Raw genomic sequence first — 14,141 nt, forward strand, 5'->3', positions numbered from 1 at the left:
CGCCGAGACTGACGCCACGCATGCGGTGGCGATCGTGCACACCGACTACGTCGCGCAGGTCAGCCTGCTGACCAACCTGGCAGCAGCGATGCGGGCATCCGGCCGTGGATCGCTGGTGGTGTTCTCGTCGATCGCCGGGGCGCGGGTGCGCCGCGCCAACTATGTCTACGGTTCGGCCAAGGCGGGCCTGGACGGCTTCGCCAGCGGATTGGCCGACGCGCTGCACGGCAGCGGGGTGCGGGTACTGATCGTGCGGCCAGGATTCGTGATCGGCCGCATGACGCAAGGTATGACGCCCGCGCCGCTGCCGACCACGCCAGCGCGGGTTGCCGACGCAACCGCGCGGGCGCTCGCCAAGGGCCGGCGCACGGTGTGGGTTCCGTGGGCATTGGGGCCGGCGTCCGTCGCGATGAGGCTGCTGCCGCACTTCGTCTGGCGCAGGATGCCACGATGAACCGCCGCGCTGGCGACGATGCAGAGCGAAGCGATGAGGAGGAGCGGCGCCAATGATCCGCGCTGGCGACGATGCAGAGCGAAGCGATGAGGAGGAGCGGCGCCAATGATCGTGGTCGTGGGAATCGGCGCCGACGGCATGGCGGGCCTGTCGGAGGTATCCCGCTGCGAACTGCGCAGGGCCACAGTCGTTTACGGGTCGCAGCGACAACTCGATCTGCTCGACGACACCGTAGCGGCCACGCGCTGGCAATGGCCGTCCCCGATGCTGCCCGCGCTGCAGGATCTGCTCGACGACGAGGCTGACGTGCACGTGCTGGCCAGCGGTGATCCGTTGCTTTACGGGATCGGCGGCACGTTGATTCGGCGCTTCGGCGCCGAGCGGGTGCGGGTACTGCCGCACGTATCGGCGGTGACGCTGGCGTGCGCGCGGATGGGCTGGACCGTTCCCGACACTGAGGTGATCAGCCTGGTCACGGCACCGCCGCATACCGCGATACGCCGGGGCGGGCAGGCGATCGTGCTGTCCCGCGACGCCACCACTGCGACGGGTCTGGCGCGGTTGCTCACCGAGAATGGCCGTGGGGCCTCGGAGTTCACCATTCTTGAGCAGCTCGGCGGCCCGGCGGAACGCCGCCGTGACGGAACGGCCCGTGAGTGGGTCGCCGACGCGCCTCTCGACGTCGACGACCTCAACGTCATCGCGGTGCGGTATCTGCCCGACGAGCGGGTCTGGCCGTTGCCCGACGACGCGTTCCTTCACGATGGGCAGATCACGAAACAGAACGTGCGGGCGCTGACGCTGGCAGCGCTGGCACCAAGGCCGGGGGAGCGGTTGTGGGACGTCGGCTCGGGCTCGGGCAGCATCGCGGTCGAGTGGTGCCGGAGTTGGCGTGGCTGCACCGCTGTGGCCTTCGAACGGGACGAGCAGCGCCGCGACCGCATTCCCCGCAACGCCGCCGCGTTCGGTGTAAGCATCGACGTACGTGGCGCAGCCCCTGTCGCTTTCGACGGCGCGCCGACACCGTCGGTGATCTTCATCGGCGGCGGCCTCACCCAGCCGGGCGTGTTCGATGCGTGCCTCGGGCACCTGCCCGCCGGTGGGCGTTTGGTCGCCAACGCAGTGACCGCGGAGTCCGAAGCGTTTGTCGCGCAGGCACATTCGCGGCTAGGCGGGCAGCTGCGGCGCTTCCAGCACTACCACGGCGAGCCGCTCGGCGGTTTCACGACGTGGCGCCCGCAGCTGCCGGTCACCCAGTGGGAGGTGACCAAGGCATGACGGTGTACTTCATCGGCGCCGGCCCCGGCGCCGCGGACTTGATCACCGTGCGGGGGCAGCGGCTGCTCAGACAGTGCCCGGTGTGCCTTTACGCCGGCTCGATCATGCCCGACGACCTGCTGACGCTGTGTACGCCGGGCGCCCGGATCGTCGACACCGGGCCCCTCACCTTGGAGCAGATCATCGGCGAGATCGCCGACGCCCACGCCGCCGGACACAATGTCGCGCGGCTACATTCGGGTGACCCGTCGTTGTACAGCGCGCTGGCCGAGCAATGCCGTCGGCTCGACGCACTGAGCATCGACTACGACATCGTGCCGGGCGTCCCGGCTTTCGCGGCAGCGGCCGCTGCTTTGCGCCGGGAGCTGACCGTCCCCGGGGTGGCCCAGACGGTGACGCTCACCCGAGTGGCCACGGTGTCGACACCGATGCCGCCCGGTGAAGATCTGGCCACGCTAGCCCAAGCCGGTGGCACCCTGGTGCTGCATCTGGCTGCCGCGCAGATCGACGCGATCGTCGAGCAGCTGCTAGCTGCAGGCTACCGTACCGAAACACCCACGGCCGTCGTCGCTTTCGCCAGCTGGCCGCAACAGGTCGTGCTGCGCGGCACGCTGATCGACATCGCACAGCAGATGCATGACGCGGAGATCACGAAAACAGCGGTCATCATCGTCGGTGACGCGCTGGCTGCGGTGGAATTCGCCGATAGCTACCTGTATTCACTGGCCCGGCGAAGGACGCACTAATGCGTGTCTTAGTGCTCGGCGGCACCGCCGAAGGCCGAGCACTGGCTGCGCGGCTACACCCCGAAGTCGACGTCATCAGCTCGCTGGCCGGCCGGGTGCCGGATCCCGGGCTGCCGGTTGGGCCGGTGCGTATCGGCGGGTTCGGCGGTGTCGACGGGCTTCGAAAGTGGTTGCGGGACAAGCATATCGACGCCGTTGTCGACGCCACGCACCCATTCGCGGCGACCATCACCGCGCATGCTGCGTTAGCCTGTAAGGAGCTGCGGCTCCCGTACGTGGTGCTGGTCCGCCCGGCATGGGATCCCGGCGACGCGATCAGGGTCACGTCCGATGCCAGGGCCGCGAAAGCCGTTGCGGAGCAGGGATATTCACGTGTTTTCGTGACCACCGGGCGATCCGGTGTCGCAGCGTTCGCCGACGGCGACGCATGGTTTTTGATCCGCGCCGTCACCGCACCAGATGCTGATCGGCTGCCGCGCCGTCACCAGCTGCTGCTCTCCCGGGGACCGTATGACTATGACGGGGAATACGCATTGATGCGTGAGCATCGCATCGACGCGCTGGTCACCAAGAACAGCGGCGGCGAGATGACGCGGGGCAAGCTGGACGCCGCAGCTGCGCTGGACATCGCGGTGGTTATGGTGGATCGCCCGCCGCTGCCGGCTGGCGTGACGACGGTGGGCACGGTCGACGCGGCGGTCGCCTGGGTTGCGGACGCACTGTAGCGGCGTCTATTGCCTACCGCGATGTCGCCGATCGCTATCGCAATGGCCGATGTAGGGACCGCTAGATCGCTACCTGCTCAACCAAAGCGGCTGGCTCCTGATCTGTTCATCCAGTTTTCGTCGACGGTGGTTGGCCGAGGCCGCGCGCCACAGCATGGCGGGCCGCAGCAGTCGCGTCGGCGGATCGAGGAGTGCGGTCACCTTGGTGAACTGATTAAATGGGGCAGCGTCGCGCCACGTCGCCGATGGGTTCGGCGTCGCGCAGCGCGGCCAGCACATGCGGCGGGGGGAATTGCTCGGCGAAGTCGCACATGGCGGAAAGCTGGCCGGGCGGCACCCGGCCAGCTACCCCGAACATGGTGAGCATCCCCCTCTCATGCTCACAACGCAGGAAGCCCATCCCGGTGGGCCGGCCGGGCACCACACCGACCATGACGCCCATCTCGCGAAGTGCGGCAGGTCGCATTCGCAGTAGCTGACCCGCATAGGCCAGGTAGACCACCACCTGTTCTTCCACCGGGCGGCCGTAGCCCAGTTTCTCCAGCCACACCGGCGTCCGGCCCGCGCGCCCGGTCGCATCGACGACCAGATCAGCCGGCACAGCGACCCCTCGCCCGCTGTGCCGGTCGATCGTCCGGGCGCCGGTGACGTGGGCGTGGTCCGCCGTCGACGTCAAGGCCACGACATCCTGATTCTCAAGGAACGTGACGTTGTCGATGGCGCGGACACACCGCCGTACGTGGTGCTCCAAGAACGGCCTGCTCGTCAGATAAGCAGTGAGATCCTCGGCCGAGCCGGTGTTGACGGCCCGATGCCCGGCAAGGTTGAAGCAGCTTCGACGAGTCCCCGCCGTCGAAGTAAGGCGCACGATCGGCGACCAGCTCGTCGAGAATCCCCGGGAACAGCTTCTCCAGCGCCTTCGCACCCCCTGCCAGCAGGGCATGTAGGTGACGCCCCTGCGGTATCCCACGGCGGTTGGTGTGTTCCTCCGGCAGCATGTCGCGATCTACCACTGTGACCGTCTCGAAGAAGTCCGATAAAGCGCGGGCAGCCAGCAGATCGGCCATGCTCGCACCCAACACCACTGCGCGGTCACCAACCTTGGCCATTGCACACCCGCTTTCGTCGAGCTGTCTGGCGACGAAAGCCATGCTCATGGCGATGGCCGGGACGGCATAGCGTAGTCGACTACTCGAGGTTGCTGCTGAACTGCCACGTCAAGCACGGGTGCACGGCTATAGTCGGCCCGTGATCAGCGGCGATCCGCTGACCGGGCGTGAGAGCGAACTGAAAGTTATTCGCCGTGCCCTGAGCGGTTTTGGCAATAGCTCTGGCGTCGTCATCGCCGGAGCCGCCGGCGTGGGTAAGACCCGGCTCGCTCGAGAGGTAGTGGCCCGCGCTGCCGCGGCCGGTGACCGCACCAACTGGATTGCCGGCACCGAATCGGCGCGACCGCTTCCGCTGGGCGCATTCGCCGCCCTGCTCACCGACGCGATCGCAGACCCGTTGCCCAACGTGCGGCGCGTGATCAACACCTTTGTCGCCCAACAAAATCAATCTCGTGTATTGATCGGCGTCGACGACGCACATCTTCTTGACGGGCTGTCGGCACACGTCGTGCACCAATTGGCGTCGACCCGTGGCGTGCGACTTGTCGTTACCGTGCGAACAGGCGCCGACGAGCCCGATGCCGTCACGGCGTTGTGGAAGGACGAGCTGCTGATGCGGCTGCATCTCCGACCGCTTTCGGCCGAGGCAACGCGCTCGCTGATCGAATCCTCCGTCGGTGGACGGGTGGATGCCCGCAGCGCCGAGCGGTTCTGGAAGCTAACAGGCGGCAACGCGCTGTTCTTGCGGCAGCTGCTCGCCGACCAGATCGAGGCTGGCCGAATGCGGCAGGTAGCCGGCGTGTGGATGTGGGACGACGATGTCGTGGTATCGCCCAACCTCGGCGACATGCTGGGTCGGCAACTGAGTCGGATGAGCCCGGGTGTGGCACGTGTCGTCGACACCTTGTCGCAGTGCGAACCCCTTGGCGTGGAACTGCTTTGCGATCTGGTGCGCCGGCGAGACCTCGAGTCTGCTGAGCAGATGCGTCTGATCACTGTGGAGCGGGTCGGCAACGAGCGGCTGGCGCGGCTGGCGCATCCGCTGTTCGGTGAGCTTCGCCGCGTGACCGCCGGGGAACTCTATCTGTCGAAGATCCGTGGACGGTTGGCACGGCGACTGGGCCAGGAGGTCGACCGCGACATGCGGGCAACAGTGCGCCGGGCCCTGCTCACGCTCAACTCCGATTTGGATCCTGACCCTGACTTGTATCTCGAGGCGGCGCGCTTCGCGATGATGCTGTTGGACCCCGATTCGGCCGAGCGGTTCGCGGCCGCGGCAGCGGCTTGCGGTGCACCCGACGCGGCGCCGATGCGGGCAATGACACTGGTGCTTCTTGGCCGAGGGGAACAAGCCGAGCACGTTCTCCGGGACGTCTGTGAGAGTGGTCGCCAGGACAGTCATCGATGGTCGACCATCCGGGCGGCCAATCTGATTTGGATGCTCGGCCGGCCTAAAGAGGCAGCGGCCATTCTCGACGGCCTGGCGGTGCCAGCCGAATCACCATCCGACCGCGATGCACGGATCGCCATCGAAGCCTGCGTCGACGCGGTGTCTGCCCGCTGCGTTGCCGCGGAAGAGAAGGCCCGGGCAGCACTTGGTTCGGGGACCCTTTCGGATTTTCACGCGATGATGGCGTCGGTCGCGTTGGTCATGGCGGTGGGGGCACTGGGTCACGTCGACGATTTGGGCGTCGTCGCCGAACGGGCCATCGAGCGGGCAATCACCGCGTTCGAATCGTCGCCAATGCGATTCTGGTTCGGCGCTGTCTACGCCCGAGCCTGCCGGTTGACCGGCCGGATCGACGAGTGCGTGCAGTCCGCGCGGCGGATCGCGGACTCGGCCCGAGACGTTCCCGGTCTCGCATACGCCAACCTGGCATTCTTGTTGGGGCACGCCGATCTTGTGCGTGGTTCCGTTGGCGACGCGGTCGGGCTCTTGCGCGAAGCCCGCGCTGGGGTCGAAAAGCACGGCGCTACAACCGGTTTGCGTCCAGCCAGTTGCTTCGGGTTGGCTGAAGCGCACGCCAAACTTGGGCAGGTGGCCGCAGCGGAGGAAGCGCTGGCCGACGCGCAGGCTTTCGTGCCAGCCGAATATCTGTTCATGCAGACCGCTTTGTCTCTGGCGACCGGCTGGACGCTGGCGGCCAAAGGTCTTCTGAGCGACGCCATCGTGACCGCGCGTGATGCGGGCATAGCGGCGCGCGAGCGCGGTCAGCCGACCCATGAGCTTGCGTGCCTTCAGGCAGCAGCCCAATGGGGGGACGCGTCGGGCGCGAGTCGAGCGTGCGAACTGGCTGACGCGCTATCGCTTCCTCTAGCGAATACTGTTGCGCTGCATGCTCGATCGTTGCTGACTGGCGACGGTGAGGGCCTACTCTTGGCATCGTCGAGATACCGGGCGATCGGTGATCGGGCCGCCGCAGCCGATGCTGCCGCACAGGCCGCTGCCGTCTTCACCGGCGGCCAGCAGCGTCAGCGGGGACTGTACGCGGCGGCGATCGCGCGGGAACTGGCCGACGAATGCGGCGGGCTGTGCACGCCGGCGTTGCGCAGCATGGTCGGGCTTCCGCTGAAGGGTCGCCAGCGTGAGGTGGTCGAATTAGCCGTCGCCGGTTTGTCCAACCGCGAGATCGCCGAGCAGCTGGTGATGTCGGTGCGCACGGTTGAAGGCCACCTCTACCGGGCTTGCCAGCGCGTTGGGGTGAACACCCGCGACGAGCTCAGTACGGTGATCCGAGCCGGCATGGCAGACCGGTGACAGATGATGGGCGCTGAGGTAACCGGGCTGCATCTGGTTGTGTGCCGACGGTTTGGCGACGCCGTGCGAACGGGCGAAGGGAAATGGGATCGCCGGTCTCCATGCGAGTCGTGGACAGCACGGGACGTCGTCGAGCATGTGATCGGCTTTCACGACGCGCTAATTTTGCGGCCCTTCGGATTAAAGCCGGACCGTCCGCGCGACGACCCGCGCCGACGCTGGCAGCTGACCTTTGACCAGCTGTGCGTGGCATTCAGTCGCGGCGATCTACTCCAGCGGGTCGTCGAGGTGCCGGCCGTCGGGACCAATCCACCCGCCCGCCGCGAGCTGACGACACTGCTGCCGCGACTCACCCAAGACGTGTTGGTGCACACCTGGGATCTGGCTCGTGCCCTCGGAGCCGATGACAGGCTTGATCCCGATTGGTGCGCATTGTTTTTCGAGCAGCTGCCCGCGGACCGCGACGCGCTTAGCGCATCGGGGATGTTCGGCGCCCCTGTGCCAATCGACGACGAGGCTGACATCCAGTCGAAGCTTCTCGCCCGCCTTGGCCGCGATCCGTGCTGGCAGGCTACGTGACGGCCGAGTGGCCAGTTATGACACGTCAGTTCGCGAAAAGCGTGCAATAAGTGGCCACTCGGCGCTCTAGGACGGGTAGCGCCGCGGGGTGAATACCCGGTCGTCGTACCACTGAGTTTGCGACGAGCCGACGATCAGCAGGCAGCGCATGTCGACCTGGGCCGGATCCAGATCGGCCAGCCGCACCACCGTGACCCGTTCACCCGGGCCCGACACGTCCCGACCGATCACCACCGGGGTGCCGGGGTCGCGGTGGGAAAGAAGCAGATCCCGCATGGCGGCGACCTGCCAGGTGCGCGTCGTCGACGCCGGGTTGTAGATCGCCAGCACCATGTCGGCGGCAGCCGCGGCCGAGAGCCGGGCCGCAATGACATGCCACGGTTTGAGCCGGTCGGACAACGAGATCACCGCATAGTCATGACCCAGCGGCGCGCCGACCCGGCTGGCGACCGCCTGCGCGGCTGTCATCGCCGGAATGACTCGGACCGCAACGCCGGGCCACTGCTTGGCCTCCTCGAGCACCGCGGTGGCCATCGCGAACACTCCCGGATCACCGGAGGACACCACTGCCACCGCGCGGCCTTGCTCGGCGAGCGCACAGGCGAGCCGGGCGCGTGCCACTTCGTCGGTGTTGTCGCTGGGATGACGACGTTGATCTTCGCGGGCCGGGACGCGATCCAGGTAGGGGCTGTAGCCGATCAGGTCCGTGGCAGCGGCCAATTCCCGGCGGCTTTCCGGCGTCATCCACTCGATGTGTCCGGGACCCAGTCCCACCACGGCGACGGCACCAGCCTGCGCTTCGCGAGAGCGACCGCCCGGCAGCAGCGCCAGCGAGAAGTACGGGACGGTGTCCTGGTCGACGTCCGCGGCGGGCAGCACGCGCTGCCCGGTGGTGCTGGCACGCTCCACATAGAAGGCGTCGTCGAGTCGGCCGGATAGCGAAAGTGCCTCGCGCACAGCGGGATAGGAGCGTCCGAGTTTCAGAACCACCGCGGCGTCGGCGTCCGCCAGCCGGCGGGACAGCTCGGCGACACCCAGCGTGCCGGGCAGCACCGACAGCACCTCGTCGCCGGCTACCAGCGGTGTCGCGATCGCCGCCGAAGCCGCGCTGACCGACGTCACACCCGGCACGATGACCGCGTTGAACCGCTCGGTCAGCCGCGTGTGCAGATGCATATACGAGCTGTAGAACAGGGGATCGCCCTCGGCCAGCAGCGCCACATCGCGTCCGGCGTCCAGATGGGCCGCGATCCGCTGGGTTGCCTGCACGTAGAAATCCTCCAGCGCACCGGCGTAGCCACCGGGGTGATTCGTCCCCTCGGTGGTCACCGGGTAGACAAGGTGCTCCTCGATCCGACCCGGCCGCAGATACCGTTCGGCGATGCCGCGCGCGATGCTGCGGCCGTGGCGGGCGCTGTGATAGGCCACCACGTCGGCCTCGCCGATCACCCGGGCCGCCTTGACGGTCACCAACTCCGGGTCGCCGGGCCCCAACCCGACGCCGAACAGCGTGCCGCGACTGGTCATCGGATGCTCGGCGCGATCGCGTTGACGGCGGCGGCAGCCATCGCGCTACCGCCGCGGCGGCCTTGCACTATCAGATACGACATCCCGCGCGGGCGCTCGATGAGCTCCTGCTTGGACTGCGCCGACCCCACGAAGCCGACCGGGCCGCCCAGCACCGCCTCCGGTGCGGGCACGCCGTCGTCCACCAATTCCAGTAACCGAAACAGGGCCGTGGGCGCGTTGCCGATGGCCAGAACGGCGCCCGCCAACCGATCGGCCCACAGCTCCACCCCAGCGGCCGAGCGCGTGGTGTGCCGGCGAACGGCCAGCTCGGCGGCTCGCGGGTCGGCCACCAGCGACACAACCTCATTGCACCGGGGTAGCCGAGTAATCCCGGCAGCCACCATGGAGGAATCGCACAGCACTGGCGCGCCGCCGGCCAGCGCGGCGCCAGCGCGGGCGACGACGTCGTCGGTGTAGGCGACATGCTCGGTCAGGTCCACCTGGCCGCAGGTGTGGATCAGCCGGACGACGACCTGCTCGACGTCGGCGGGAAACCGTTTTAGGTCCGCTTCGGCCCGGATTGTCGCGAACGACTGCCGGTAGATCTCGGCGGCATCGCGAAGGTACTCGAGCACCCGCTCACCTTAAGACCTGTTCTGCAGGTGGCGACCCGCTGCGCCGGCTTCGCCGCGCAGCAGCCGATAGCCGTCTCCGGTCGCCACCAGGACCTCACCCGCCGGGGAGCTGCCGCAGGCGCGCTCGCAGCCGACGAAATGGCGGTGCACGCCCGAATCCACACCTAACGACGCCGCGGCGTCGGCCCGCACATCGGCGGCCGACCGGGCGCAGCCCGGGCTGCCGGTGCAGGCGCTGACCGAAAGCCACGGGGAGTTCTCGTCGAACACCAGACCCGATGGAGCCAACACCCGCAGGGCAACATCGGCCGTTGCCTCGTCGAGATCGCACACCAGCACCGAGCGCCACGGCGTGACCACCAGCGGCGCCTCGACCGCGGCCAGCAATTCGGCGGCCCGAGCGCTCAACACCCCAAGCGGCACGGCCGCGCCCAGCGCGATGCGCCCGTCGTCCTGGGGTAGCCATCCCACCGGCGGCCGAAGGACAGCAGTGCACCCAGCAGCGAGCTGCACACCCGGCAGCAGGACGGATATGTCAACTAATTCGCTGACCCGCCAAGCCTTTTCGCGGACGGCGACAAATTTCGTCGCCAGCTCCACCAATGTCGACACGGCGTCGTCGACACCCAGGCGAATGCCGGTCGCCTGCCCCGCAAGTAGCAGCGCGACGCCGTCGTCGCCAACATGCACGCCGATGTCGGCCGCCAAGCCCGACACGTCGCCGCGTCCGTCGTCGAGGCTGAACCAGAACCGGCCCGGCAATCCCGTCAATGTCGGCTGAGCTTGGATTGCCCCATCCAGCTCGGCGACCCATGGCCGCACATCGGCTCGGCCGCCTACCCGCCCGGATAGCGGCGAGGCGACGATATTGCGAACCCGTTCGTGCGTCGCCGACGGCAGTAGACGGGCCCCGGCCAGCGCATCGGCCACCGCATCCGTGTCGGTGATGCCTCGGATCTGGACGTTTCCGCGCGCCGTCAGCTCCAACACCGCGGAACCGAACCGGCTCGACACATCGGCCAGCACCGCCCACTGCTGGGCGGTGATCATCCCGCCGGGTAGGCGCACTCGCACCAGCGCGCCGTCGGCGGCCTGGTGTACCTGCAGGGCACCAGGGCAGGCATCGACGTCGCGCGCTCTGCTCACCCCGCCTACCGTACGGCCGATCCGCATCGAAGTCGCGGCACCAGGGGCCTTGCGCACCAACCGCCGATAGGATGCTAAGCGCCGCTAACGAAGTTGGGTAAAGAGAAGGATTTGTGGCAGCCAAAACCTGGCATGCGCCCAATCTCGGCGTTGAATACCTCGTATAGGGATAAGCGGATCGCGATCTGAGGGCTTCACCGATGGCTGAAAGCTCGATGACATGGGTGGACGGGGCGTTGGTCACCATCGACCAGCGTGCGCTGCCGCACGAGGTGCGTTGGCTACGGATCACGACGGTCGACGAGCTGATCGAGGCAATCCAGACGTTGGCCATTCGCGGGGCCCCGGCGATCGGGCTAGCGGGGGCGTTCGGTGTGGCGCTGGCGGCGTTCAGGCACGCCGGTGATGCCGAGAAAGTGGCAGCGGAAGCTGCCCGAATCGCCTCGGCACGACCGACCGCCGCCAACCTTGCTTGGGCCGTGCAACGCGCACTGGCCAAGCTGCCACAGGGCGCCCAGGCGGTGCTGGAGGAGGCGCTCGAGATCCTGGCCGAAGGCGACCGCGTCAACCGGGCCGCCGCCATCCATGCGGCTGATCTGGTGCAGCGGTTGTGCCCGGACCGGCCGCTGCGCATCCTGACCCACTGCAACACCGGGCCGCTGGGTACGGCCACTTTCGGCACGGCGCTGGGCGCGCTGCAGGTGCTGCATACCCGCAATGCGATCGACGAGGTCGTGGTCGATGAGACCCGCCCGCTGCTGCAGGGAGCCCGGCTGACGACCTGGGAGCTCGGTCAAGCCGGAATCCCGCATCGGTTGGCCGTCGACTCGGCCGCGGCGTGGGCGATGGCTGCCGGGCAGGTGGACTGCGTGCTGGTAGGCGCCGACCGGATCAGCGCCGACGGGTCGGTCGCCAACAAGATTGGGACCTACGGCCTGGCCCTGGCCGCTCACCACCACCGCATCCCGTTCCTCGTCGTCGCGCCCGAATCGACCCGCGATCTGGCCACCAAGACCGGACGCGGCATCGTGGTCGAGCAACGCGACGCGACGGAAATCACTCACGTCGGCGACGCCGCCACAGCACCAACCGACACCGCGGTGTTCAACCCCGCGTTCGACGTCACCCCGGCAGAGCTGGTCACCGCCGTGGTCACCGAGAACGGCGTAATCGGCGATGTCAAGCATCCTGCGGGGGGCCAGATTCCGGACATCGCGCGGGAGTTGTATGCGCGCGGCTGGATGCCGGGCACTGCAGGCAATATCTCGGTGCGCGCTGGCCACACCGCGCTGATCACCGGCAGCGGCTTGTCCAAAGGACAGCTCACCATCGGCGATCTGGTGACGGTGGATATCGCTGACTCCCAGCAACTTTCGGGAAAACGGCAGCCGTCGGCCGAAACCGCGATCCACACCGCGATCTACCGCGCCACCGACGCCCAGGCGGTCGTGCACGTACACCCGCGCCTCGCCACCACCCAATCGATCGACGTGCCAGCTGCCTTGCGGTTCAGCGGCTACGAGCTCATCAAGGGGCTCGGCGCATCCGACACCATCGACATCCCGGTGTTTGAAAACCACGGTGAAGTGGCCCGTATCGGCGCCGACATCGAGCGCCATCTGACCGAGCACCCGGAAGCGCCGCCGGTGCTTTTCGTCGCCGGACACGGCGTCACGGCATGGGGTGCCGACCTGGCGCAGGCCCGCGACCGCGTGGAATGCCTTGAGGCCATGTGCGAGCTGGTGACGCTGAGCGGTCGCCGCGAGATCGGGACTCACCGGGAGGAACCGAGATGACCGCGTCAGAAATCACGCCGCAGGCTCATTGGTGTGGTGGCCGGGATATCGCCGCCGGCGATCACCGATCGGGCAATCGGCGTCAACGCGTCAAGCAACGCTGAGATTTCGTCGTCGTCAAGACCGTCGAACGCCCGCAGCGACAGCGCGTCGGTGGTGTCTTCGACATGGTGTTTGAGCTCCGTGCCGACGGCGGAAAGCGCGCCGTCGTCGGTCAGCAGCCCGCGGTCGGCGAGGCTTTGTTCGCAGGCCCGCCACTCGGCGTCGTCGTAGTGGCGGGTGCGCTTGATGTAGTCCGCGGGCACAGCTTGGGCCGCGGCATGCAGCACATTGGATTCGCGCCCGGAGATCCCGGCGGCGGCCAGCACCGCGATATGGCCGTCACCGCGATGCTCGCGCAGCAGAGTGGTGGCATGCCACAGCGCGGCCACCGGATCTGTCGGCCAGGGCAGCGCCAGATTGGCCGCATACAGCGCCCGGCCGTCCACCGATGCTGTCTGCGCCGCTTTTATTACCAATTCGACTGCGGTGCGGACATTGTCGTCGTCGCCGCGCACGCCGCATCGTTGTAACGCGGCCACCGCCGACTCTTCGCGGGCCCGCAGGACCAACTGCGGGCCTGCGATTTCCCACGCCGCGGGAAGGGCTTTGGCGACGCGCCATTGCGCGAAGTTGTAGAACAGCGCCGTGACAACGGGCGGCGGCACCGGCCCCAGCGGCGCCGACCGCGCAGCGAAGTAACCCATCCAGAACCCGCGATAGCCCAACGCGTCCAAAGCGGCGCGTACCTCAGGCGCGAAGTAGGTGACGGCATGGACGGGCTCGAAGCGATCGTAGAAGCGGCGGGCCAATTCGGGTGCACGTTGCATTGCTGCAGTTAACCACCGGCCGGCGCGGCCCGAGATCGGGTGCCGTCGGCAGCGCCCCGCACGGCCTGCGGTACGAATGACGGGTGCCCGAGCCGACCGTGCTGTTGTTGTCGACGTCCGACACCGACCTGATCACTGCGCGCGCCAGCGGCGCCAATTACCGGTGGGCCAACCCGGCGCGGCTGTTGCCCGATCAGCTCCCCGAGTTGCTCAACGGCGCCGACATCGCCGTTGTCCGCCTTCTCGGTGGCTACCGCGCCTGGCAGGACGGCATCGACACCGTGCTGGCCAGCGGGGTGCCGGCGATCTTGGTCAGCGGTGAGCAGTCACCCGACGCCGACCTGACTGAGCGGTCGACGGTGACCGCCGGCATCGCGGTGCAAACCCACATCTATTTGGCTCAGGGCGGTGTGCCCAACCTGCGTCAACTGTACGCATTCCTATCCGACACGTTGTTGATGACCGGCTATGGCTTCAGCCCACCGGTGAGCACACCGATGTGGGGGGTGCTGAAGCGCGCCGCGGTTGCGATCGGCC

Annotated in this window: 13 protein-coding genes and 1 pseudogene; 8 read left to right on the forward strand and 6 right to left on the reverse strand. The window is 67.8% G+C overall.

Features of this window, described 5'->3' with window-relative positions:
• The 4 genes from ACFE99_RS14405 to ACFE99_RS14420 form a co-directional block, all read left to right on the forward strand.
• Window positions 1-454: SDR family NAD(P)-dependent oxidoreductase (locus ACFE99_RS14405; protein ID WP_375486374.1), on the forward strand; the 454-nt coding region annotated here is incomplete at its 5' end.
• A gap of 105 nt (window positions 455-559) precedes the next feature.
• Window positions 560-1,732 carry a precorrin-6y C5,15-methyltransferase (decarboxylating) subunit CbiE gene (gene cbiE, locus ACFE99_RS14410; RefSeq protein WP_375486376.1) on the forward strand — a complete coding sequence of 391 codons (1,173 nt, stop codon included), beginning with the start codon at window positions 560-562 and terminating at the stop codon, window positions 1,730-1,732.
• Window positions 1,729-2,478, forward strand: a complete 750-nt coding sequence (cobM, locus tag ACFE99_RS14415) for a precorrin-4 C(11)-methyltransferase (RefSeq protein WP_375486378.1) — start codon at window positions 1,729-1,731, stop codon at window positions 2,476-2,478. Before cbiE ends, cobM begins: the two co-directional genes overlap by 4 nt.
• Window positions 2,478-3,203, forward strand: a complete 726-nt coding sequence (locus ACFE99_RS14420; protein ID WP_375486380.1) for a cobalt-precorrin-6A reductase — start codon at window positions 2,478-2,480, stop codon at window positions 3,201-3,203. The genes cobM and ACFE99_RS14420 overlap by 1 nt, the downstream gene beginning before the upstream one ends.
• Window positions 3,204-3,417: 214 nt before the next feature.
• On the opposite strand, the gene ACFE99_RS14425 is transcribed toward ACFE99_RS14420, so the two are convergent.
• Window positions 3,418-3,885: a hypothetical protein gene (locus ACFE99_RS14425; RefSeq protein ID WP_375486382.1), complete on the reverse strand. Its 468-nt coding sequence runs from the start codon at window positions 3,883-3,885 to the stop codon at window positions 3,418-3,420.
• A gap of 13 nt (window positions 3,886-3,898) precedes the next feature.
• Complete coding sequence (locus tag ACFE99_RS14430; RefSeq protein WP_375486384.1) at window positions 3,899-4,354, reverse strand: hypothetical protein; 456 nt, start codon at window positions 4,352-4,354, stop codon at window positions 3,899-3,901.
• Window positions 4,355-4,451: 97 nt separating this feature from the next.
• Between ACFE99_RS14430 and ACFE99_RS14435 the strand changes: the two genes are divergently transcribed.
• Together ACFE99_RS14435 and ACFE99_RS14440 are read left to right on the forward strand one after the other, a co-directional pair.
• Window positions 4,452-7,070: a LuxR C-terminal-related transcriptional regulator gene (locus ACFE99_RS14435; RefSeq protein WP_375486386.1), complete on the forward strand. Its 2,619-nt coding sequence runs from the start codon at window positions 4,452-4,454 to the stop codon at window positions 7,068-7,070.
• Window positions 7,071-7,076: 6 nt separating this feature from the next.
• A complete protein-coding gene (locus tag ACFE99_RS14440; protein WP_375486388.1) occupies window positions 7,077-7,649 on the forward strand; it encodes a TIGR03086 family metal-binding protein in 573 nt (190 codons plus the stop codon).
• Window positions 7,650-7,715: 66 nt separating this feature from the next.
• Here the strand turns inward: ACFE99_RS14440 and ACFE99_RS14445 are convergent, their stop codons facing one another.
• The 3 genes from ACFE99_RS14445 to cobG are packed head-to-tail and all read right to left on the reverse strand — an operon-like array spanning window position 7,716 to window position 10,939.
• Complete coding sequence (locus ACFE99_RS14445; RefSeq protein ID WP_375486390.1) at window positions 7,716-9,176, reverse strand: precorrin-2 C(20)-methyltransferase; 1,461 nt, start codon at window positions 9,174-9,176, stop codon at window positions 7,716-7,718.
• Window positions 9,173-9,793, reverse strand: coding sequence for a precorrin-8X methylmutase (locus tag ACFE99_RS14450; protein WP_375486392.1), 621 nt, complete (start codon window positions 9,791-9,793; stop codon window positions 9,173-9,175). Before ACFE99_RS14450 ends, ACFE99_RS14445 begins: the two co-directional genes overlap by 4 nt.
• A gap of 9 nt (window positions 9,794-9,802) precedes the next feature.
• Window positions 9,803-10,939 (reverse strand): precorrin-3B synthase, encoded by a 1,137-nt coding sequence (cobG, locus tag ACFE99_RS14455; protein ID WP_375486394.1) that lies wholly within the window; start codon window positions 10,937-10,939, stop codon window positions 9,803-9,805.
• A 200-nt stretch (window positions 10,940-11,139) separates the two neighbouring features.
• Here cobG and mtnA point away from each other — a divergent pair, with 200 nt between their 5' ends.
• Window positions 11,140-12,735: an S-methyl-5-thioribose-1-phosphate isomerase gene (gene mtnA / locus ACFE99_RS14460; RefSeq protein ID WP_375486396.1), complete on the forward strand. Its 1,596-nt coding sequence runs from the start codon at window positions 11,140-11,142 to the stop codon at window positions 12,733-12,735.
• Window positions 12,736-12,740: 5 nt separating this feature from the next.
• Here mtnA and ACFE99_RS14465 read toward each other — a convergent pair whose 3' ends face one another.
• Window positions 12,741-13,604, reverse strand: coding sequence for a hypothetical protein (locus ACFE99_RS14465; RefSeq protein WP_375486399.1), 864 nt, complete (start codon window positions 13,602-13,604; stop codon window positions 12,741-12,743).
• An 83-nt stretch (window positions 13,605-13,687) separates the two neighbouring features.
• On the opposite strand from ACFE99_RS14465, the pseudogene cobN reads away from it, so the two are divergent.
• Window positions 13,688-14,141: pseudogene (gene cobN / locus ACFE99_RS14470) on the forward strand (cobaltochelatase subunit CobN); the annotation flags it as partial.

Origin of the sequence: uncultured Mycobacterium sp. (genome assembly GCF_964249325.1) — a bacterium.
Taxonomy (GTDB): Bacteria; Actinomycetota; Actinomycetes; order Mycobacteriales; family Mycobacteriaceae; genus Mycobacterium.

Coding starts and splice junctions, on each gene's coding strand:
- ACFE99_RS14445 (WP_375486390.1), bottom strand. CDS start 9,176: ATGACCAGTCGCGGCACGCTGTTCGGCGTCGGGTTGGGGCCCGGCGAC.
- cbiE (WP_375486376.1), top strand. CDS start 560: ATGATCGTGGTCGTGGGAATCGGCGCCGACGGCATGGCGGGCCTGTCG.
- ACFE99_RS14440 (WP_375486388.1), top strand. CDS start 7,077: ATGGGCGCTGAGGTAACCGGGCTGCATCTGGTTGTGTGCCGACGGTTT.
- ACFE99_RS14420 (WP_375486380.1), top strand. CDS start 2,478: ATGCGTGTCTTAGTGCTCGGCGGCACCGCCGAAGGCCGAGCACTGGCT.
- mtnA (WP_375486396.1), top strand. CDS start 11,140: ATGGCTGAAAGCTCGATGACATGGGTGGACGGGGCGTTGGTCACCATC.
- ACFE99_RS14430 (WP_375486384.1), bottom strand. CDS start 4,354: ATGGCTTTCGTCGCCAGACAGCTCGACGAAAGCGGGTGTGCAATGGCC.
- cobM (WP_375486378.1), top strand. CDS start 1,729: ATGACGGTGTACTTCATCGGCGCCGGCCCCGGCGCCGCGGACTTGATC.
- ACFE99_RS14465 (WP_375486399.1), bottom strand. CDS start 13,604: ATGCAACGTGCACCCGAATTGGCCCGCCGCTTCTACGATCGCTTCGAG.